The organism is Paenarthrobacter sp. CC6 (genome assembly GCF_040560085.1).
Taxonomy (GTDB): Bacteria; Actinomycetota; Actinomycetes; order Actinomycetales; family Micrococcaceae; genus Arthrobacter; species Arthrobacter nicotinovorans.
Genome location: NZ_JARDAN010000019.1, coordinates 30895 through 51823, shown reverse-complemented (window position 1 = coordinate 51823; position 20929 = coordinate 30895). Strand labels below are relative to the sequence as shown.

The following is a 20929-nucleotide window of genomic DNA, read 5'->3' as shown; positions in this document are numbered from 1 at the left end:
ACTGACCGGCCACGCGGCCTGCCGCCTGGCACCCCGGGCGTGGACCGGCGTCGTCGATTCAACGACGGTCAGCTGGCAGGCTGCGGTTCCGTTTGCGCCCGGACGCTCCAGGCCGACCAATCAAGCGGGTGCACCGAGGGACGGCCCAAAAGGTATCCCTGCGCAGCGGTGACCTTCAAGGCAGTGACTTCGTGCAGTTCTTCGGCCGTTTCGATGCCTTGCGCGTGGACATCTGCCCCGATCTCACGGGCCAGCTCAACGATGGCCTTGGCACGGAGCTTCTGGCCGTCGTTTCCGGCGATTCCTTCAATCAGGTGGCGGTCCAATTTGATGATATCGGGGCGCAATTGCTCGATTCTGTCCAGCGAGACCAATGCGGCACCCGAGGCGCTGATCGCCACCCGCAACCCCAAGGCCCGCAGTTGTTCGAGGCCTTCGCCGGCCGGCTGGGCCGCCATGGATTCCAGGCTGCCCGTCAGCTCAACGATGATCCTCTCGGGGGCCAAGGCGGCAGCGGCCAGAAGGTTCCGCACCCGGGGATCGTGCGAGGTGGCCGGGGTGAGATTCAGAGTGACAAACATGTTTTCCGGGACGTCGTGCGCAGCCATCAGGGCGCAATGCAGCGCTGCAATCTCCAGCTCAGTTCCCAGACCGGCAGCAGCAGCTTCACTGAACCACACGTCGGCGCCCGCACCGTCCTCACCGATGAACCTTGTCAGGGCCTCGACGCCGATCGGGTCGCCCTTGGGAAGGGAGTGGATCGGCTGGAACGCCGTCAGGAGAAGCTTGTCGGCCAGGATCGATTGAATGCCGGCGCGGACGTCGTGGCTGACAGGGACCAGCACGGTTCGTGACGCGTCGGACGATTCCAGATGCAGGCTGGCGTGTTCCAAGTGAACAGGCACGTTGGACGCCGGCTGGGATGTTTTCCGGGTGAGGAGCAGGTGCTTCAGCAATGCACCCTCGGGGTCGTCCGGCCGCGCGTCAAGAAGCTCACGGAGCTTGTTCCTGGCCCCCTCACTGCGCGGTTCAGCGTCCTCAAGAATGGACTCGATGATGTCCAGGACCTGTGCCCGCATGGTCACTTCATCCGCGAACGGTGTGTCCCCTGCGCCGTCGTGGTTGCTGCTGTCCGCGTCGTTACCCGGTGATAGAGAGCCCGCTTCTTGAGCCATCAATTATTCCTTTGTGTATCCCCCGCTGGCCAGGCCAGACAACTGCCGGCCCGCCGCATGAGGGCCTTGCCTCGAATCTTACAGAGAAAAGTGTCACTTGGCTCACACTTATCACTCGAATCACAGGAAGGTTTCAGCGTGGAGCCGCAGCCCATGGCTCGTCCGCCACTTCGATCTCCCGCGCCATGTCATCGAGGAACCGCATCACGGCCACGCGCTCGTCGGGAGTGAGGCGTGCGGCCGCCAGGAACCGCTTCGCCTGTTGCTTGCCCACAGTACGCATCGCGGCTTCGTGCGTTTCCGGGGTAATGGCGATCGCGAGGGCCCGACGGTCGGAGGGGTGCGCCTGCCGGGTGACGTGGCCGGCACGTTCCAGCCGGTCCAGCAATTTGGTGGTTGACGCCGTCGAGATGTTCAGGTGGGAAGCTATGGCTCCGGGCGTGGCGATGACGCCATGGTTGGCACAGACGATCAGGTAATGCAGCGCCCGCATGTCCGATTGGTTGAGTTTCATATACCGGAGTGAAGCCTCCGCCAGGCGCTGTTCGGCGTCGCGGAGCCTCCCGAGCGCTGCCATGAGTTCGCTGATCTGTTCGATGTCGGCTTCGGAGAACCGGGAGCGGTCAATCAACTGCTCATGGGGATCGTTGGCGTCCAGATGATAGAGGCCGGATGAGACCGGGAACCCGGCTTCTTCAGGCATTTCTTCAAGACTGGACATGCTGAGTATGTTACACCTAACTTCCTACATGGTAGCCTTTCTTCTAGCTTGTCTAGCAATATTCGGGCTGCTGTAAAGACTCAGGTTGCAGGAGGAAGGCGCAGTATGAACGCTACAGAGATGGTTGTCCTCCTTGACGACGCCGGCACACCCATAGGCGAAGCCCCCAAAGCAGGGGTCCACACACAGGAAACGCCCCTCCACCTCGCATTCTCTTGCTACCTCCTCAACGATGACGGCGAGGTCCTCCTGACCCGCCGCTCGCCGGAGAAGAAAACCTGGCCCGGAGTGTGGACCAACAGCTTTTGCGGACACCCGGCACCCGGCGAGGACCCCTTGGACGCAGTAGCCCGCCGGGCGCAGTTCGAACTCGGGGTGGATGCCAACCAGGTTGAAATGGCGCTCCCCCACTTCCGGTACAGGGCCGTGGACCCCACGGGGATTGTGGAAAACGAAATCTGCCCGGTCTACGTCGCCAGGATCGCCGGCGATCTAAAACCCAATCCTTCAGAGGTAGCGGACTGGGCCTGGATGTCACCGGCCCTGCTGGCCAACTCCCTGGAGCGCACCCCCTCCGCTTTCAGCCCGTGGTTGGGACTCCAGTTCCCCCAGCTGCTTGAAGCGCGGGTACTCCCCCTCGGGACCGGAGCCAAAGCATGACCGTCACCTCCGGTGCTTTACGCAGCCGCACCGACCTTTGCACGGCGATTGAGAACGAGCTCAGCGGGCTCATCGGCAAGCGGGCCGCCGCCGCAACAACGTATGGGCGGCATTTCACCAGACTCTGGGAACTGGCCGGCCACAACGTCCTGGGTGGAAAGTTCGTGCGTCCCTTGCTGCTCATGGAGACCTACGATGCCCTCAGGGGGCGCGGCACGGACGGGACAAGCCAGCCCCGCACCAACCAGCCCCAAGCCAGCCCGCCGGACACGGGCCACCGCGAAACGGCCATCAGCATTGCGGCCGCGATCGAACTCCTCCACTACTCTTTCCTGCTCCACGATGACGTGATCGACGGAGACCTGGTCCGGCGCGGGCACCCGAACCTCATCGGCTCCCTCCTCGCAGAAGCAAAGTCGCTTTCAGAAACCCAGTCACTTCCCCGGACCAACAGTGGTGAAGGCGCCCGGGAAGGCAGCGACCTCCATTGGGCCCAAACCGGTGGCATCCTCATGGGGGACATGCTCCTCGCCGCCACCCACCAGGCCTTCGCCAGGGCAGACCTCCCGCATGCACTGAGGCTGCGGCTCCTGGATCTCCTGGAACACACCATCAACGAAACAGTGGCCGGTGAGCAGCTGGACGTGGGCCTCGGGGACGGCATCATCGACCCCCACCTCGAGACCATCCTGGTGATGTGCGGCTACAAAACCGCCACCTACACCTTCGAACTTCCCCTGCGGGCCGCAGCCGCGCTGGCAGGCGCGGACTTCGCCGTCGAAAATGCGCTCGCCACGGCAGGCCGCCATCTGGGCCTCGCCTTCCAACTCCAGGACGACCTCCTGTCAACGTTCGGGGACCCCCGCCGGCACGGCAAGGATCCCTTTTCGGATCTGCGGGAGGGAAAAGAAACGGCCATCATCGCCCATGCACGAACCACGGCGGCCTGGCCGGACATTGAGCCTTTCTTCGGCAGGCCGGAGCTGAACGGCTCGGAATGCGAATACGTTCGCCGACACTTGGCCGACTGCGGGGCGGAAACGTTCGTCAACGGACTCATCGAGGAGCAGATGCGGGCCTTCAACGAGCTGCTGACCAGCACCATCCCGCAGGGCGTGTGCAATGTGTTGCTGGACCTTGCCGGGCAATTGGAAGGACGGCAGTCATGAGCCTCGCCTCAGACACATCATTCACCCATTTCACCCGGACGGCCGAACGGGCCGCCAACCAGGTGATCGCCGCGTATTCCACCTCGTTCGGGCTGGCGTGCAGGCTGCTCGGGCGGCGGCACCGCCAACATGTCCGGAACATCTACGCCTTGGTGCGCGTCGCGGACGAACTCGTGGATGGTGTCACCGCGGAGGCCGGCCTCAGCTACCAGGAACAGTGCGATGCCCTGGCCCACTTCATCGACGAGACCCACCGGGCCGTCAAGCTGGGCTACAGCAGCGACCTCATCATCCATGCCTTCGCGCAGACTGCCCGCGCGGCGCGTATTGACGAGTCGCTCATTGATCCGTTCTTCGACTCCATGCGCACGGACCTCGGCGGGCGCACCGGGACCCCGGAGACCCCCCTGCGTTTCGACGCCGACGCCCACCAGGGTTACGTCCACGGCTCCGCCGAGGTTGTAGGGCTGATGTGCCTGCGCGTTTTCATGCGGGATGAAAACATCGACGACGGCGACGCCGCGGCTTTGCAGCATGGCGCCAGCCGGCTGGGGGCTGCTTTCCAGAACATCAATTTCCTGCGCGACCTGGCCGATGACACCACCCGTCTGGGACGCAATTACCTGGGCACCTCCGAGCACCTTGAGGACCGCGACCGCGTGGAATGGGTAAGCACCATCCGCGCCCAGTTGGCCGACGCCGACGCCGTCATCCCCTTGCTGCCGCGCGATGCCCGGGCCGCTGTCCGCAGCGCCCTTTCCCTCTTCACAGCCCTGACGGACAGGATCGAGCAGACCACCGTGGACGAGCTCTACCGTTCACGGGTACGCGTCCCGGATGCCGTGAAGGCCGGCCTTGCCGCGCGGGCAGTCACCTCAACCTGGATGGAGCTGCACCGATGACCCGGACAGTAGTGATCGGCGGTGGCATCGCTGGGCTTGCCACCGCCGCCCTCCTCGCCCACGAAGGACACGAAGTCCAACTCCTTGAGCAGCGTGACCGCGTTGGCGGGCGCGCCGGCAGCCTCGAGCGCGACGGCTTCCGCTTTGATACGGGCCCCTCCTGGTACCTGATGCCCGGCGTCTTCGACCATTTTTTCGAGCTTCTGGGCACCAGCACTGCGGAACAGTTGGATCTCCGCACGCTCAGTCCCGCGTACCGCGTGTTCAGCGAACCAAACCTCGACGGCGTCCGGCCGGACACGCTGACCGTCCCCTTGGGCAGCGAACAGGTTTTGGAAACGTTCGAGGACGTGGAACCCGGCAGCGCCAGGAAGCTGGCCACCTATCTGGCATCGGCGCGGCACACCACCGACATGGCGGAGCGCTTCTTCCTCTACAACCCCTTCACCAGGTTGCAAGGACTGCTCCAACCCGAGGTGCTGCGCAGCCTGCCCAAGCTTGCGCAGCTTCTGCTGACGCCCCTGGACAAATACGTTGCCCGGCGTTTCCAGCATCCTGTGCTGCGGCAGGTCCTGGGTTATCCGGCCGTCTTCCTGGGCACCAGCCCTTCCGATGCTCCTGCCATGTACCACTTGATGAGTGCGCTGGACCTCGGCGACGGGGTGCAATACCCTATGGGCGGCTTCTGGGAGCTCGTGGGCCGGCTTGAGGATCTGGCAGTCCAGGCCGGGGTTCGGATCCACACCGGCGCCGAGGCCCTCAAGATCACCACCCGCGCCGTCAGCAGGACCAAGAAGGTGGGACGGTTCGACGGCGTCAAGCTTCCGGCCGCTTTGACCGGCAAGGACAGCCGTGAAGTCACCGGTGTGACCTGGCGTGACACCTCCGGGAACGAGCACTACAGCGTGGCGGACCTCGTGGTCTCCGGCGCCGATCTGCACCACACCGAAACCCAACTGCTGGGCGTGCGGGACCGCAGCTACCCCGGTTCCTGGTGGCAGCGGCGTACCAGCGGTCCGGGAGCAGTCCTGGTGATGCTGGGAGTCAAGGGCAAGCTCCCTGAATTGCCGCACCACTCTTTGTTCTTCACCCGTGATTGGGAGGCAAACTTCGCTTCCATCTTCGGTGAAAACCCGGCCATTCCGGACCCGGCGTCAATCTATGTCTGCAAACCCAGCGCAACCGATCCCGCCGTAGCGCCCACGGACCACGAGAACCTCTTCGTCCTGGTTCCCATCCCGGCCGATCCCGCACTGGGAGCCGGCGGGCCGGACGGAGCGGGAGATGTGCTCATAGAACGAACCGCCGACGCTGCGATCGACCAGATCGCCCAATGGGCAGGCATCCCGGACCTTCGCGACAGGATCGTGGTCCGGCAGACAACAGGACCAGCGGACTTCGCCCGTGACTACAACTCATGGCGCGGAGGCATGCTGGGACCGGCCCACACACTGGGACAAAGCGCCATGTTCCGGCCCCAGAATGCCTCCAAGCGCGTGCAGGGCCTCTACTACGCCGGCGCCACAACGGCCCCTGGCGTGGGGGTGCCCATGTGCCTGATCAGCGCCGAGCTGGTGCTGAAGAGGATCCGCGGCGACCACAGCACCGGCCCTGTCACCGTGAGGCCTGTAGCCAGCAGGATTGGCTGATGGGAGTCCTCTACTTGGCCTCGTTGCTGCTCGGCATCACCTGCATGCTGCTGCTGGATCACAGATTCCGCCTGTTCTTCTGGCATGACGCGAAGGCAGCGGCGATCGTAACCGCCGTCGGGGTTTTGTTCTTCCTCGGCTGGGACGCGGCCGGAATCGGACTGGGGATTTTCCTCCGCGGCGAAGGAACCATAGCCACGGGCCTGTTGATCGCTCCCGAACTGCCCATTGAGGAGCCCGTGTTCCTGCTCTTCCTGACCCTGTGCACCATGGTCCTGTACACGGGCGCCCGGCGGTTGCTGGAACGGTCTCCCGCGAGGCAAACGGAGCGGGAGCGGGAGAACGCATGACGTACCTGTGGCTCGCACTTGCATTCATCGCCGCGGCAGCCGTCGCCGGCGTGATCTTCGCCCGCCGGGGTACACGGCAGGGCGAGACCTCCAGGCATTGGAAAGCCGTGGGGCTGGCGTTCGCCGCCCTGGCTGTGCTGACCGCGGTGTTCGACTCCGTCATGATCGGCATGGAGCTTTTCCACTACGACGCCTCGCACATTCTTGGCTTGAAGGCCGGGCTGGCACCCATCGAGGATTTCGCCTATCCGCTGGCAGGCGTCGTGGTGCTTCCCGGGCTGTGGATGTGGCTGACCCGCCGTCGGAGTGCCGGAGCAAAATCCGACCTCACAGGCTTGGTTCCGCAGGCAATACTGGCGTCCCGGCCGGTCAGTTGGATCAACACGGCGTATCCCTTTGCCGCGGCCATGCTCCTGACCACCCGCGAAATCGACTGGGTCCTGATCGTGGGCACGTTCTACTTCCTGATCCCCTACAACCTGGCCATGTACGGCATCAACGACGTCTTTGATTACGAATCGGACCTCAAGAATCCGCGCAAGGGCGGCATCGAAGGCGCACTCCTCCGGCCGCAGCTGCACCGGCCAATGCTGTGGCTCGCCGCCATCACCAACGTGCCGTTCCTGCTGGTCCTCGCCTTCGCCGGCGGACCGGCAGTGTGGCTGAGCCTGGCCGTGAGTGCCTTCGCCGTGGTGGCCTACTCCGTGGCGGGACTCCGCTTCAAGGAACGCCCCGTCCTGGACTCGCTGACGTCGAGTACGCACTTCGTGAGTCCCGCCGTCGTCGGTTTGGCCCTCGCCGGTGCCGAGGTGACGCCCGGCCTCCTCCTTCTGCTGGCCGCGTTCTTCCTCTGGGGCATGGCTGCCCACGCCTTCGGCGCCGTACAGGACATCGAGCCCGACCGGCAGGCGGGCATCGGCTCCATCGCAACGGTCATCGGTGCCCGCCGGACGGTGCGGCTCGCCGTCGTCCTGTGGTTTGTTGCGGGACTCGCGATGCTGGCCACGCCGTGGCCCGGGCCGCTGGCGGCGATCATCGCCGTCCCGTACATCGTTAATTGCGCACCGTACTGGAACGTCACGGATACGACGGCGGCACGCACCAATGTGGCATGGCGGCGGTTTATCTGGCTCAACTACGGTTCAGGATTCCTGGTGACCCTGATCTTCATCCTGCAGTGGAGCCTGACGTCATGACCCGGACGGTTCTCCGGGCTCTTCGTCGATGGTGTCCAACGCCTCCCGCATATGCTGCAGGAAATCCACCACGACCCGTGACTCGTCCGGGCTCAGCGCAGACGCTGCGTCCAACATCCGGCGGTGCATTCCGCCCAGGGTGTGCCGGACTTCCTGGTCCGATCCCGGGGTGGCCTTCAGGATCAGCGCCCGACGATCGGTGGGATGGGGTTCACGGCGGATGTGGCCGGACTCCACCAGACGGTCAATCAAGGTGGTCATGGACGCCGACGTTATTCCCAGCTTGTCGCCCAGGTCCTTCGGCTTCATCACTTTGCCGTCGGCTTCCGCCTCAAAAAGGTACCGCAGGGCCAGCAAGTCTTTCTCGCCCATCCCCATGGACGAGCGGGTCCTGCGGCGCATCGCTTGTTCGGAGGCTCGATAGTCGCGCAGCGCGTTCAGGACATCGATGGCGATGGCCTTCTGCCCGGGGTCTTTCCCGTACCAATAGCCCTTTGCGTGGCCTTCCGAATCCATCCGATGTTCCTTCGATAAGCATAAAGCTCGCTTCACTAGCAATTTGATACTAAGTCACGGACACCCCGAATGCATGAATCCGCACATCCCATCAGGAAAGAGGCGCAGCATATGGCAACCGGAAGCCCCGATCCCACACGACAGATCGCTGTAACGGCGAGTCTGGTTGTCTGCATTGTTGGCTCGATGATCGGAGTCGGAGTCTTTGGCGGCACACCCATTGCCCAGGCCGCGGGCGGTGCCTTGGCCGCTGATTCCACCCTCCTGGCGCCGGCCACGCCCGCGTTCTCCATCTGGTCCGTGGTTTACACCGGACTGGTTGCTTACACCGTGTGGCAGTGGTTGCCGTCCCAGCGTTCCAGTAACCGGCAGCGGGCGTTGGGCTGGGTGGTTGCCGCGTCGATGATCCTGAATGCGGCATGGATCTTGTCAGTGCAGGCGGGATGGCTTTTTGTCAGCGTCCTGGTGATCCTGGCACTCCTTGCGACCCTCGTCCTGGCGTTTCTCCGCTACAGCCGGACCCGCGCGTCCTCATGGGTGGAGGCCGTTGTGGTGGACGGAACTTTGGGCCTCTATCTTGGGTGGACCAGCGTGGCGGTGTGCGCCAATATCGCTGCCGCTTTGAAGGCTGCCGGATTCTCCGGATTCGGCCTGCAACCCGAGGTGTGGTCCGTTGCCGTGCTGGTGGTGGTGGCGGTCATTGGTATCGCATTGGCCATCAAGGGCCATGGCCGTCTCGCCCTCGCTGGGGCCATCGCGTGGGGCCTGGTATGGATCACGGTTGGGCGCAGCTCGGACGCACCTGAGTCATTTCCGACGGCGGTCGCGGCCGCCGTCGCAGCTGCACTGGTCCTGGGTGCTGCGATCGCGGTAAGGACCCGGGTGGCCTTGGCCGGGGCAGGTGCCCGGAGTTCCTCCTCACCGCTGCAATAGCCCGGCGGCCTTGGCACGGGTTGCTTCAGCCTGCGATGAGCTCCTTCACCGGGCCTTCGTGCAACGCCAGATAGACATCGTCCCGGACTTGGTTGGCTTCCGGATCCGTCATCGTGCGGCCGAGAGGCCGCAAGACGAGCCGGATCAGCGCGTTGGCCTGCCCGGCGAGGATCTGCAAACGGTCCCGCGCTCTGGCAGGAAGCTCGTGGTACGCAGTCAAGGCCATCAGTTCGACGCTTTCCAGGTCCTCCGCCCGGTAACCCAGAGCCGTCCGCACCCGGTCTCCGAGCACTTCGCCATCCATATCCGCGGCAACGACGATTGAGATGTCCCTGCTGATGGACGGCATGTGGGACACCGGTCTCCACGGTGAGAGGTCCAGCATCTGCTGTTGAATCCGGGGATCGTCCGAGCTGAGCAATCTGATGTCGGGAACGCCCTTGCGGAGCATCAGGGCCCGGTCCATGCCCATCCCGAGAGCCAGTCCCGACCAGTGACCGGGGTTCATCCCGGCATCCAGGAACAGCTGTGGGGCCATCAGCCCGCACTCCGCTAGCTCCAGCCACTCACCGTTCATACGCACATCGAGCTGCAGGCCGTTGTGCGTGTAGGGATGGGTTGCCGGAACCGTCCGCCAGTCCGCGCCCGGCAGCACAGCGTTCACCAGCGAGGCAACCATTTCCCCTAGATGGGAGGCCGTCAGCGTCTCCTTGGAAGAGACGCGCCACAAATCCACTTGGTGCGGCGTCCCTACATGGGTCCGGTCAATGGCGTCCCGACGATAAACCACGCCGGGGATTGCCCAGAGCTCGTCGAGGGACCCATCCGGATCCAGCGAACGCAGCAACGACGGGATGGACGCGGAGGTGTGACTGCGCAGCATGACGGTAGGGCTGATGTAGCGGGAGTACTTCTGGTCGCGCGTGACGTCCGCGGCGCTGAACCCGAGCCGATCGTAATTGTCGGAAACGCTGACCAACGGACTATGGCGGATGATCCGCTCCGACACGTTCCACTGCCCGCACAGGCCGCGCACGGTGTCATGGAGGAGTTGCTGCATGGCGTGCGGGCCTTGGTCCGGATTGGAGAGGTCCCGGATGGTCAGGGCTTCATGGAGTTCTGTGGGTTTGAGATATGAAGGCATGGCTGGTCCTTGGGTTCGGTGTGGGTGGAGGTCTCCTCCCCCGACCTTCTCCGTGCCAGGACCTAGGCGCGCGCCAAACAGCCCTCGCGACCGGAGACCGGTCGGAGGCAAGTAAATCGACGCAATGAAGGCATGGGCCGACTATACCCGGGTCCGTGGCGACTGCACAGGGCACCGGGCCTATGGCAAGGCCCGGAAGCCTTACTGCAGACCGCTTGACAGGCCCGCACCCGGACAACCCGTGATGGGCTTGGTCAGAGCCAGGTTGACCCTAACGGTGCACGAGCCGGTACACCGACACGTGGCTCCTGGACTCGGCCGTGAAGTCGCTGCGGTCCCAGTCCGCCCACCTGGATTCGAGCTGGAACCCGGCTATCCGCGCCATGAGGTCCAGTTCGCTGGGCCAGATGTAGCGGTGTGGCGTCCGGCTGATGCGCGCATCCCTGCCGTCGGACAGGCCCGGCCCGAAGCGCACGTGGTGGGAGATGACATGCTGGCGAAGAACGTCATAGCTGTCTACCAAGAGGTAACCAGGCTGGCTCACTTCAACTGTTCCACCGTGTCCGGGCGGCAGTGAGCGCAGCTGCGGCACCCACAGCTCAATGACGAAACGACCGCCTGGCGCCAGATGCCTGGCCGCGTTCTGGAAGCAGCGGACCTGCTCCTCCTGGGTCAGGAGGTTGGCGATGGTGTTGAACACCAGGTACGCCAACGTGAACTCGCCCTGCACCTGCGCTTCGGCCATGTCGCCCTGAACCACCGGGATGGTGGCCGCGTCTGCCTTCGACCGCAGCCGCCGGATCATCGCGTGGGAAAGTTCTATGCCACTCACGGGCACGCCTGCTTCGACGAGGGGCACCGCCACCCTGCCGGTACCGATCGCGAATTCGACGGCGGCACCGTCACCGGCGAGTTCCGACAACACCTGAACGGTGGGACCCAGCACGTCGGGCGAGAACATGCCTTCACCGGGGGTGTCGTACTGCTGCGCGGTTTCTTCGTTCCAGAGCTCCTGCTGGTCGGTCATCCTGCCACTATTGCAGGTCCCGGCAACCGCGCGTAACGATTGACATGACATAACTCACATTCTGTAAGCTGGATTCAGAGTCACGCAGTCGGCTTTCATCGCTCTCATCAGGGAGGTCCTCATGGCCCCCAATTCCTTCAAAGCCAACATTCTTCTCACCCATGGTGTCGCAGCTTCCGCGGCCTCCGTTGCTCGACGAAGAGCAGCAGTCACCCAAGGAAGCCATGGTGCAGCCAACAAACCCGACGCCCTGCTGGGTGCCATAGCCGTAAGGCAGCTTTTTCACCGCTGGCCGCTGGTGCCCTCCCGCGAACTGGAGAGGATCCGCCACGTCCTCCTTCACTGCGACCAGCTGGGTTCCCCGGACACCCACCACCTGTCCGAGCCGGCCCAAGCGCTGCTGGAACTGATCAACAGCGAGTTGGACCGGCGTCGAACCGCGGAAGGCCGCCCGCAGGCGCCCGCAGCAGAGGCACCCGCCACCAGGAAGGGGGCGGCGTAAATGGCCGGCCACTTTGAACTGTTCGACGAATCAGGCGGTGATTGCCGGGTCCGCCTCGTCGATGCCGACGGGACTGAACTCGCGCTCTCCATCTGTTTCCAGGACAGGGCCACGGCCGCCAAAGCCATTTATTCGCTGCGGGAAATCGCGGCGAGTGGCCTGATTGAAGACCACACGTCGCGGGCTTCCTGAACGGGTTACCGGATGATCGGAAGACCCGCCGTCGGGAAAACGCTGGGGAAGATCGACGGCGGCGGGACGGGAACGTCCTCCAGCGGCACCTGGACGGTGGCGGTACCAACGGTGACGTCGTAGTCCCGCACTTTCACCTGCAACGGCTCCTCGCTGTAGTCGGGGCCAGGCACGAGGGTCAACGCAATGGACCCTTGTTCCAGCTCGACGGCCAGCAGGCGGCCCTGCACCTTGAGCCGGAAGGACAAGCCGTCCCATTCAACAGGCAGCCGGGGATCGAAGCGCAGCACCTCGCCCTGGTCCCGCATTCCTGCGAAACCACAGACCAAGGAGCTCCAGATGCCGCCGGTGGAGGCAATGTGGACGCCGTCAATGGTGTTGCCGTGCGAGTTGTCGAGGTCGATGAACAAGGCCTCGGTGAAGTGCTGCAACGCGACGTCCCCGTAACCGACCTCGGCCGCCATGATGCCCTGCACGCACGCGGACAGGGTGGAGTCGCCGGTCGTGATGGGATCGTAGAAGTCGAAAGCGCGCTGCTTCTCTTCAGCGGTGAAGTCCTGCCACTGGAGGAACATGGCCAGCACCGTGTCAGCCTGCTTGAGGACCTGGTGGCGGTAAATCACCAGCGGGTGGAAGTTCAGGAGCAACGGGTACTTGGACTTGGGCGTATTCCAGTCCCAGGGTTCCAGAGTCATGAAGTCGTTGTCCTGGCTGAAGACCTGGAGGTGGGGGTCGTACGGGAGGGACATCCGTTCAGCGGCCTGCCTCCACACCATGCGCTCGGTTTCGGCGATGCCCTCGTGTTCCAGCGCGGCCGCTGCCCGGAGGTTAAAGCGTGCCATGACGTTGGTGTACAGGTTGTCGTTCACCACAGCCGTGTACTCGTCCGGCCCGGTGACGCCGTGGATGTGGAACATTCCGTCCTTGCCGAAGAACCCCAGCGAGGCCCACATGCGGGCCGTCTCGATCAGCAGGTCGGCACCCAGCTCTGCGCTGAACGTGTCATCGCCGCTGGCCCACTGGTAGCGGTTGGCAGCGAACGCAATGGCGGCGGCGATGTGGAACTGGGCAGTTCCCGCCGCATAGTAGGCACTCGCTTCCAGGCCGTTGATAGTGCGCCACGGGAACAACGCACCGTCCACACTGAGTTCCTTGGCCCGTACCCTCGCATCCGGCAGCATCGCGTGGCGTGATTCGAGCACTTTCCTGGCGCCGCAGGGGTTGGTGTAGGTCAGGTAAGGCAGGAGGTAGATCTCCTGGTCCCAGAAGTAGTGGCCCTCGTAGCCGGAGCCGCTGACCCCCTTCGCGGGAATGCCGGCCACACCGGCACGGGCAGTGGCTTGCGCGAGTTGGAACAGACCCCAGCGCACTGCCTGCTGCATCTCGGCCTGGCCGCCGATCGATACATCAGCAGTGGTCCAGTACTCGTCGTAATGCGCTTTGCTCTGGGCCAGGATCTCGGAGAACGGGACCAGGTTGGCCTCCGCCTCAGCGGCCAGGCTCTCGCCACGGTCCTCGGCATCCCCGGCCGACCCGGCCACGACGTAACTGACCGTCTTCTCCAAACGGAAAGTGCCGCCGTCGTGGATTGCCAGAACGTAACGGACGGAGGACTCGTCCTCCGCCACCAGCGTTTCGAACGGCTGGCCTTCGGCCGAAATCCAGTGGTCGACGGCCATCGCCACGCGCTGGCGCGACTCCGACGTTTCCCAGGCAAGGCGGAGCGAACCATCGGCGCCTTGGAGGTGAAGTGGCAGCAGTACCCGCCCGGCGTGCCGCCCCGAACGCCGCGGGTCATGGACCGAGTGGTCCTCCACAGGCTGGTCCTGGCGGTTCACGACGCCGGAGGTGATGTCCGCGGACACGTCGCGGTCCGCTGACAACGACAGTTCAAGGCCGAGGCATCCGCGTGAATCGAAGCCGACCGCGCGGCGCTCCACTGTGGTGACGGTCGCGCCGGACCGGCAGGACCACACGATGCGTTCCTCGTAAACGCCTGTGGAGAAGTCCACACTGCGGTGATAGTCCAACACCGTGGACTCGGCAAGGCTCAGGGCTTCGCCATCAATGGACACCGTGAAGTTGTTGGCATCCGGTACGTACACGATCCGTTGGCCCGTCCGTGCGAATCCATAGGCGTTTTCGGCATGCTTGATGTCCCAGATCTCATGGAAACCGTTGATGAACGTGCCGGGAAGCTCGCTGTCTCCCGCCGTGGAATGGGATCCACGGATGCCGAGGTGGCCGTTGCCGAGCGCGAACAGCGTTTCCAACGTTCCCTCGTCACCGGGTACGTGGATGTTTTCCACAAGCTTCCAGGGCTCGCAGGGGAAACGCAGCCGATCGGAGCTGATGAGTGCCATGGGCTGTTGAAGTCCTTCGAAAAAGTAGGGTCAGAGAAGTTCGTTGAGGTCGTCGACCACCAGCGTGGCGCCGGCATCGAGCAAGGTCTGGCGGCCCGCACCACGGTCCACGCCGATCACGGCGTAGAAGGGAGCTCCCGCGCCGGCCTGCACCCCGGACACGGCGTCTTCCACCACGATGCATTCCTCCACGGGTACGCCCAGCAGGCCTGCTCCATACACGTAGGTGGCCGGGTCCGGCTTGCCGGGAAGTCCGACGGCGGCGGCCACCTGGCCGTCGACGACTACCTCGAAGTTGTGGTCGAGTCCCGCTGCCTTCAGCACGGCAGGAGCGTTCCTTGACGAGGAGACGACTGCGATCTTGAGTCCCCGTTCCAAGGCCGCATTGATGAATTTGACGGAACCTTCGTAGGGCTCCACTCCCCGGGTGTCCACGATTTCGTTGAAGATGGCGTTCTTGCGGTTGCCGAGCCCCTGGACGGTCTGGTTCGTGGGCGAGTCGTCCGTTGGGCCTTCCGGGAGCGTGATGCCCCGGGAGGTGAGGAAGTCCCGGACGCCGTCAAAGCGCGGCTTGCCATCGATGTGGTCGAAGTAGTCGCTCTCCTGGTAGCCCTCCTGGTGCCCGATCCGGGCCAGGTAACCGTCAAACAGTTCCTGCCACGCCTGCTCGTGCACCACGGCAGTGGGCGTCAGCACGCCGTCGAGATCGAACAGGAGCGCCGAGGCGCCGGTCCAGGCATTACGAAGGTCAGTCATGTGCATAGTTCCGTTCAGCGCTTGTGGCGCGTGGTTTTGCGTTCGATGAGCTTGGTATCGAGCAAGTGGGTGGAGGGTTGGTGGGGGGATTCGTTATTCAGGAGTCGTTCGCACAGCAGGTTCGCAGCGAAGGCGCCCTGGTCAGCTACCGGCTGCGCCACGGTGCTGAGACCCAGGAACCAGCTCATCGGGTGGTCATCTATTCCGATCACGGACACGTTTTTCGGCACGGACAAGCCGTATTCCCGGAGCGCGGTCAATGCACCGAACGCGGCCTCGTCACAGTGGGCGAACACTGCCGTGGGCTTCGCGCCGCGGGTGATGAGCTCAGTCATGGCCCGCCGCCCGTCGTCGATACCTGGCCCTGAAGCCACCACAAGGTCCGGGTGAACGGTGAGGTGGTGTTCATCCAGCGCACGCCGGAAGCCACGGAACCGAGGAGTCTCAGTCACAACGGAGTGTTCATTGCTCGAGAGAACGGCCAAGTTCCAATGGCCCAGCCCCAGCAGGTGTTGGGTTGCCTGCCAGGCAGCGTGTTCGTCATCGATACCTACATTGTCCCACGGAACATTTCGCATGCCCACGCTGGCCACTGCCAGTCCGCAGGCTTCCAACGCTTCCAGTTCTCCGGGGTCGAGGTCAATGTTGAGCAACAGCAGTCCGTCGACCCTCTGCGCGAGGTTTTCAAGATCCGCGAAGAACTGCTTCCGGACAGTGGCCTTGTTGCGGAGGCTGATCAGGACCGTGTCGTAGCCACTGTCACCCAGAACCTCCTCTGCAGCTTCCACGGCCTGGGAGAAGAACCACGATGTGGCGGTGGGGGCGACGATCGCCACCGACCCTGTGTTTCCGCCGGCCAATCTGGATGCGGCGGCCGAGGCTTTATAGCCGAGCTTGCTGGCAGCTTCAGCCACCCGCGACTGGGCCTTTTCGGAAACGTTGGGGAGCTTCCTGAGTGCCCGCGATACCGTGCAAATGGACAACCCGGAAAGGACGGCTACGTCCTGGATTGTCACCCTGTGAGTCCTAACCATGCAACACGGCCTCAACCCTTTCCATGCTCGCCTGACGCTTTGGCGTGTGTCCCGGACCGGGTCACCAGCCAAAAGTGTAAGCGCTTACAATTTTGTCATTCAATAGAGTGCGGTTGAATGCGAAATTGTGACGCGAATCTCACCAGCAGGTTTGATTCCGGGGTGGGAATGCCTTCTAATCCAGCCCTAGCCCAGCACGTAGTACTTCAGGAAAGCACTGACATCCACCAATTCGACAGGGTCTATCCGGTGCCCCATCCCGGGATAAGTACGTACCGTCAATGCCGTGTTGGCGTTCAACCACTCCTCCGTGTGGGCGATCGCGTCCTCGTTGATCACGGGGTCCGCTTTGTCCCTTCCCCAAAAGAACGGCGGCGGGGTGTCGAATGATTCACTCAGGGCAAGCAGGTCGTTGTCCAGGACAAATCCGGACAAGCCGACGGTGGCTTTGAACGACGCGGGCCGCAACCGCAGAAGCGTGCTGGCCATGGCCATGCCCTGTGAGTAGCCGAGCAAACTCACGCTGCTGTGGTTGTCTTTCACGGAGTTGATCCAGTCGAACACCGCATTTGTGGAGGCAATCACATCCGCGAAGTCGTTGGTCAGGAAGTAGTCCAGCAGGAACCACCCGTAATCGTCGCCGATAACCTTGGGCCCCCGCAACGCAGCACAGGTGAACTCCGTGGGCAGTTGGTCAAAAAGGTTGACCATGCGCTGCTCGCTGGTGCCGTAACCATGCAGCATCACCAGCAAAGGAGTGCCCTTGCGCTGGTTTTCGGGCTTTGACCAGACCACTGATTCCATGGGCATGAGCCTAGTAGACTGACGCCATGACACCGCAGGAACTGGCCAATCTGGCCCATCTGCGGCGCGCCCGCGACTTCATAGACCGCGAGTACGCGCGTCCTTTGGACGTGCCCACCATGGCAGCCGGCGCCCTCATGTCACCGGCGCACTTCTCCCGCCAGTTCAAGGCCGCATACGGCGAATCGCCCTACAACTACCTGATGACCCGGCGGATAGAACGGGCCATGGCCCTCCTTCGTGCCGGGACCAGCGTTACGGATGCCTGCATGGAAGTCGGCTGTACCTCCCTGGGCTCCTTCAGCAGCCGCTTCACTGAAATCGTAGGGATCACGCCCAGCGAGTACCGCTCCCGGGAGCACCACGCCGTGAAAGCCATGCCGAACTGCATCGCCAAACAGCACACTCGCCCCGACAGGAAGGGCAACACCAACCTGAGCAGGATTGAAGAAGCGCAGGCTCCCAAGCTGCAATAGCGTGTGGTTCATGAACATTTCATTGAAGTACGCACACGTCACTGTCAACGATGTCGATGAGTCGCTCGCCTTCTACCGCGACGCGCTCGGCCTGGAGGTCCGCAACGACGTCGGCTCCGATGGCCAGCGCTGGGTGACCTTGGGCAGCGACGCCCAGCCCGACCTCGAACTGGTCCTCTCCCCGCCGCACGCCGGCCGCTCCCAGGCTGACGGCGACGCCATCCAGGAACTCCTCACCAAGGGCGTCATGCCGATGCTCGTCTTCAGCACGGACGACCTCGACGCCACCTTCGAGAAACTTCGGGCGTCCGGCGCAGAGGTCCTCCAGGAACCGATCGACCAGCCGTGGGGACCGCGCGACTGCGCCTTCCGCGACCCCTCCGGCAACATGATCCGCATCAACCAGGGCTGACCGTCCGGGCACTTCATCGGAGGCTACGGCCCGCACAAGGCGCGACGACGGCGGCTCCCCGGCCCGCCGTCGTCGGGCCTTCGACTGCTAGTGGCTGAGCAGCCCGGCGTCCGAAAGTTCCCCGTACTCGTGCGTGGAGGCGATGGCTGCGGTCACGACGTCGGACAGCCGCCGCCGGCGCGCGTACGCCTGGCGCTGCAGCCGCTCGCCTGAACCGCGGCGGAGGATGCAGGCCACCCCGGCCCGCGCCAGCGACAGGTCTCCGGCCTTGCCCAGGGCAGGCTTGATGTGGCGCAGCAAGGCGCCGGCAACTTCCGGAGCAGCAACCGGGCTCTGGTCCTGCGGGTGAAGCAGCTCGCGGTTGATGCCAAAGCGGCTCGCCTTCCAGTTGGCCATGCGGATGACCTGGGTCAAAGCACTCGACGGCGGATCGCCCCGCCGCCATTCAGCGGCCGAGGTTTCCACCAGGGCGCGCGCGATCACCGCCAGGGTGAGCGCGTCTTCTGCGTAGAGGCAAACGTCCGCGATCCGGAGTTCGACAGTTGGATGGCCCCTGGAAAGGCGGGCGTCGAAGTAGATCATGCCCTCGTCCATGGGAACTCCCGTGCCCAGCAGCGCCCCCAGGACTGCGCGGTATCCATCGGCCGAACCAAATACGTCCATGGGACCGGCAGTAGGCCACCGGTTCCAGATCTGTGTTCGATAGCTCGCGAAGCCGGTGTCGGCCCCCATCCAGAAGGGAGAGTTGGCGCTGAGGGCAAGCAGCACGGGGAGCCAGTGCCGCATGCGGTCCAGGACTCCAACGCCTTCCTCAGGCGACTCGATGGATACGTGGACATGAAAACCGCATGTGAGTTGCTCACGCGAAATCAGGCCGAATTCCGTGCCCATGGCAGCGTAGCGCTGATTGCCCAAGGTGGGCGTCGCATGGAATACCGGCGGGGTAGCCAGCGCGGCCACCCGCGCACCCACGGCTCTGGCCGCCTTGTCGGACAAGGCCCGGCCGGCACGGATTTCAGCCCTGAGCTCAGCAGCCGTCCGGCAAGGGCGGGAGTTGACCTCGATCTGCTCCTGCTTGAATTCGGACTTCAGGGAAGCGGCGTCACCGTCAACATCCCCGCCGTGGGCAGCCGCCACGTCCAGAATGTCTGTGGCGAGGGCCAATGGCATGCCGTCCGAAGGATCGGCAATCAGAAGTTCCTCTTCGACACCAAACGTGCGCACAGACCCACCCCTCCCGCTATGGATTATTCAGAGACGGTGGTTACCCAACGTGGCGCGGAACCTCCATTTGGAAACCACAACGGCAATGCAGGACCTGGGTCTGCAAGTAGACCTCAAGGAGATTGGGGCTTTCAGGATCTTCAGTGCTCCGGGGGGCCTCAATCACGCGTTCAGTAGGACGTCCCAGCGTCATGGGGTCGCCGCAATGTGTGCAGCTGAACCACAGTCCTGCTGCTGCAGTGGAAAGGAATTCCTGTTGGATCTCCGGCACCAGCGTTGCCAGGCGGACCGGGTGGGCGTAGAAGGTATCGCATTCGCTGCAGGTGTAGCTGACGTCGACCACTTCCGTCTGGTGTGGTTCGGCTTCCACCACGGTCTCAACAAAAATGTAGGAATCGGTGCCGCAGACAGTGCACCATGGCCGCACTCCGGCCTGGGCAGGTTCGGGCCCTTGTGAAGGTTTCGGGACAGGAAGGGAACCAAGCGTCATTGCCATTCTCCTTTTACAACTCCAAGGAGCCGCATGCATTGACGCTGCGAGCCGGCCGATGATGGCCACGGCTGAAAGTGCAGTTCTTGGACCATCCGGGATGGCACCACGTCATGAGGCTCCAAGGGCTATCTGCTTAACCCACCTAAAATGTAGTTCACCAGTGGCTTGCGTCACAAGTCACCGGCTGGCCGCAGACCCTCGGGGCGCTATCCCTCAGGGTTCGAAATGAGCCACGGGTGACTCTTTCGCAACGCTCTTGATCAGCGACTCGGCGACGTCACGCAGCTTCTGGTTCCGGGCGCTTGAGGCCTTTTTGAGGATCTGGAAGGCGTCGTCCTGGCTGCATCTGTTCTGCCCCATGATGATGCCGCACGCGAGGTCGATCACGGTGCGGGACTGCATCGCATCCTGGAGGTCATCGGCGTGCTGCTGCTTTACTCCGATCCGGACTGCCAGGCGCAATGAGCGTTCGGCCTGGCTGGCATAGAGCTCACAGTCCCGGATGGTGGCCGCGTCAAAAGCGTCGATCCGCGGAGCGAAGAAGTTAAGGGCCGCGGTTGCACCTTCGTCCAGCTCCAAAGGGACACAGAGTGCCGAAAGATGGCCACGGTCCGCGATGACCTTGCAGTAGTCGGGCCAGCGCCCCTCGGTGGAGGTGTCGGGCACATGCACGGTGGCATGGCTACGCATTGCTTCCAGGCATGGGCCGTCCCCGTACGCCTGCTGTACTTCGTCAATCAATCTGGCTTCAGGGGTGCTTCCGGCCACCGTGGCCGTCCGCCTCCGCCTGCTCAATGTGATGCCACAGTGCACGTTCACACCCACCGCGTTGGACACTGCCGCCGCGGAAAACACAGCAAGCTCTCCGAGGAATCCACCGACGTCTTCGCTATCGATAACGAGGTCCTGAAGCTGCTCGGGCACCGAAACTTCGTCGGGCGCCGAGGCGGCATCAGGCAGCGCCAATTCAACGTTCATTTCGTCCATGCCTTAGTTTACGATCGCCGGGTCACTGCCTGTCACCCCTTTGGGGAATGACAACAGAATCCTTGCATATGCCGTGCACCTATGTGCACAATCTAGCTACAGTCCCGCATTTTCAGGACCAGGCTTTACAGCTCATGCAGACGGGCGACCCGCATTTTTTGATGCCGAGGTAGACACCCATGCCGGCCCAGCCAGCGTCCAGAGTCCCGGACGAAGCCCACCAACCGCCCGATGAGCGTCTTTG

The 20929-nt window shown here is 63.6% G+C and carries 23 protein-coding genes; 11 read left to right on the top strand and 12 right to left on the bottom strand.

What is annotated here, in order from left to right:
* Window positions 1-68: 68 nt before the first annotated feature.
* Together PV760_RS17305 and PV760_RS17300 are read right to left on the bottom strand one after the other, a co-directional pair.
* The gene (locus tag PV760_RS17305) at window positions 69-1175 is read right to left on the bottom strand and encodes an EAL domain-containing protein (protein WP_354628324.1); all 1107 of its coding nucleotides are present in this window, start codon (window positions 1173-1175) and stop codon (window positions 69-71) included.
* A 133-nt stretch (window positions 1176-1308) separates the two neighbouring features.
* Entirely contained in the window at window positions 1309-1896 is a 588-nt protein-coding gene (locus tag PV760_RS17300; protein ID WP_354628323.1) for a MarR family winged helix-turn-helix transcriptional regulator, read from the bottom strand.
* A 105-nt stretch (window positions 1897-2001) separates the two neighbouring features.
* Between PV760_RS17300 and idi the strand changes: the two genes are divergently transcribed.
* From idi to PV760_RS17270, 6 genes are read left to right on the top strand one after another with little or no spacing between them, the layout of a single operon-like run.
* Complete coding sequence (gene idi, locus PV760_RS17295; protein WP_018778909.1) at window positions 2002-2556, top strand: isopentenyl-diphosphate Delta-isomerase; 555 nt, start codon at window positions 2002-2004, stop codon at window positions 2554-2556.
* Entirely contained in the window at window positions 2553-3725 is a 1173-nt protein-coding gene (locus PV760_RS17290; protein ID WP_354628322.1) for a polyprenyl synthetase family protein, read from the top strand. Before idi ends, PV760_RS17290 begins: the two co-directional genes overlap by 4 nt.
* Window positions 3722-4627, top strand: a complete 906-nt coding sequence (locus PV760_RS17285) for a phytoene/squalene synthase family protein (RefSeq protein WP_354628321.1) — start codon at window positions 3722-3724, stop codon at window positions 4625-4627. The genes PV760_RS17290 and PV760_RS17285 overlap by 4 nt, the downstream gene beginning before the upstream one ends.
* Window positions 4624-6276 carry a phytoene desaturase family protein gene (gene crtI / locus PV760_RS17280; RefSeq protein WP_354628320.1) on the top strand — a complete coding sequence of 551 codons (1653 nt, stop codon included), beginning with the start codon at window positions 4624-4626 and terminating at the stop codon, window positions 6274-6276. The genes PV760_RS17285 and crtI overlap by 4 nt, the downstream gene beginning before the upstream one ends.
* Window positions 6276-6626: a lycopene cyclase domain-containing protein gene (locus tag PV760_RS17275; RefSeq protein WP_110505964.1), complete on the top strand. Its 351-nt coding sequence runs from the start codon at window positions 6276-6278 to the stop codon at window positions 6624-6626. The genes crtI and PV760_RS17275 overlap by 1 nt, the downstream gene beginning before the upstream one ends.
* Window positions 6623-7822, top strand: a complete 1200-nt coding sequence (locus PV760_RS17270; protein WP_064723567.1) for a prenyltransferase — start codon at window positions 6623-6625, stop codon at window positions 7820-7822. Before PV760_RS17275 ends, PV760_RS17270 begins: the two co-directional genes overlap by 4 nt.
* Here PV760_RS17270 and PV760_RS17265 read toward each other — a convergent pair.
* Window positions 7817-8338, bottom strand: a complete 522-nt coding sequence (locus PV760_RS17265) for a MarR family winged helix-turn-helix transcriptional regulator (RefSeq protein WP_018778915.1) — start codon at window positions 8336-8338, stop codon at window positions 7817-7819. The two genes, PV760_RS17270 and PV760_RS17265, sit on opposite strands and share 6 nt — an antisense overlap.
* Before the next feature lie 111 nt (window positions 8339-8449).
* On the opposite strand from PV760_RS17265, the gene PV760_RS17260 reads away from it, so the two are divergent.
* On the top strand, window positions 8450-9271 hold the full coding sequence (locus PV760_RS17260) for a TspO-related membrane protein (protein WP_354628319.1): 822 nt from the start codon (window positions 8450-8452) through the stop codon (window positions 9269-9271).
* A gap of 25 nt (window positions 9272-9296) precedes the next feature.
* On the opposite strand, the gene srmL is transcribed toward PV760_RS17260, so the two are convergent.
* Complete coding sequence (gene srmL / locus PV760_RS17255; protein WP_354628318.1) at window positions 9297-10415, bottom strand: PheS-related mystery ligase SrmL; 1119 nt, start codon at window positions 10413-10415, stop codon at window positions 9297-9299.
* A 271-nt stretch (window positions 10416-10686) separates the two neighbouring features.
* Window positions 10687-11442: a class I SAM-dependent methyltransferase gene (locus tag PV760_RS17250; RefSeq protein ID WP_018778918.1), complete on the bottom strand. Its 756-nt coding sequence runs from the start codon at window positions 11440-11442 to the stop codon at window positions 10687-10689.
* 121 nt (window positions 11443-11563) lie between these two features.
* Between PV760_RS17250 and PV760_RS17245 the strand changes: the two genes are divergently transcribed.
* Both PV760_RS17245 and PV760_RS17240 read left to right on the top strand, forming a co-directional pair.
* Window positions 11564-11944: a hypothetical protein gene (locus tag PV760_RS17245; protein WP_018778919.1), complete on the top strand. Its 381-nt coding sequence runs from the start codon at window positions 11564-11566 to the stop codon at window positions 11942-11944.
* On the top strand, window positions 11945-12136 hold the full coding sequence (locus tag PV760_RS17240; RefSeq protein ID WP_018778920.1) for a YegP family protein: 192 nt from the start codon (window positions 11945-11947) through the stop codon (window positions 12134-12136).
* Window positions 12137-12141: 5 nt separating this feature from the next.
* On the opposite strand, the gene PV760_RS17235 is transcribed toward PV760_RS17240, so the two are convergent.
* The 4 genes from PV760_RS17235 to PV760_RS17220 all read right to left on the bottom strand — a co-directional run bounded on the left by PV760_RS17235 (window position 12142) and on the right by PV760_RS17220 (window position 17093).
* Entirely contained in the window at window positions 12142-14499 is a 2358-nt protein-coding gene (locus tag PV760_RS17235) for a glycoside hydrolase family 65 protein (protein WP_354628317.1), read from the bottom strand.
* A 30-nt stretch (window positions 14500-14529) separates the two neighbouring features.
* Window positions 14530-15261, bottom strand: coding sequence for an HAD family hydrolase (locus PV760_RS17230; RefSeq protein ID WP_039239331.1), 732 nt, complete (start codon window positions 15259-15261; stop codon window positions 14530-14532).
* 8 nt (window positions 15262-15269) lie between these two features.
* Window positions 15270-16271 (bottom strand): LacI family DNA-binding transcriptional regulator, encoded by a 1002-nt coding sequence (locus PV760_RS17225; protein ID WP_354628316.1) that lies wholly within the window; start codon window positions 16269-16271, stop codon window positions 15270-15272.
* Between the two features lie 204 nt (window positions 16272-16475).
* Complete coding sequence (locus PV760_RS17220; protein WP_354628315.1) at window positions 16476-17093, bottom strand: alpha/beta hydrolase; 618 nt, start codon at window positions 17091-17093, stop codon at window positions 16476-16478.
* Between the two features lie 26 nt (window positions 17094-17119).
* On the opposite strand from PV760_RS17220, the gene PV760_RS17215 reads away from it, so the two are divergent.
* A complete protein-coding gene (locus PV760_RS17215; protein WP_018778925.1) occupies window positions 17120-17569 on the top strand; it encodes a helix-turn-helix transcriptional regulator in 450 nt (149 codons plus the stop codon).
* A 10-nt stretch (window positions 17570-17579) separates the two neighbouring features.
* Window positions 17580-17981, top strand: coding sequence for a VOC family protein (locus PV760_RS17210; RefSeq protein ID WP_026267320.1), 402 nt, complete (start codon window positions 17580-17582; stop codon window positions 17979-17981).
* An 87-nt stretch (window positions 17982-18068) separates the two neighbouring features.
* Here the strand turns inward: PV760_RS17210 and PV760_RS17205 are convergent, their stop codons facing one another.
* The 3 genes from PV760_RS17205 to PV760_RS17195 all read right to left on the bottom strand — a co-directional run bounded on the left by PV760_RS17205 (window position 18069) and on the right by PV760_RS17195 (window position 20685).
* A complete protein-coding gene (locus PV760_RS17205) occupies window positions 18069-19205 on the bottom strand; it encodes a glutamate--cysteine ligase (RefSeq protein WP_354628314.1) in 1137 nt (378 codons plus the stop codon).
* Window positions 19206-19245: 40 nt separating this feature from the next.
* Window positions 19246-19695: a hypothetical protein gene (locus tag PV760_RS17200; RefSeq protein WP_018778928.1), complete on the bottom strand. Its 450-nt coding sequence runs from the start codon at window positions 19693-19695 to the stop codon at window positions 19246-19248.
* A 216-nt stretch (window positions 19696-19911) separates the two neighbouring features.
* Window positions 19912-20685 (bottom strand): GAF and ANTAR domain-containing protein, encoded by a 774-nt coding sequence (locus PV760_RS17195; protein ID WP_018778929.1) that lies wholly within the window; start codon window positions 20683-20685, stop codon window positions 19912-19914.
* Window positions 20686-20929: the final 244 nt, after the last annotated feature.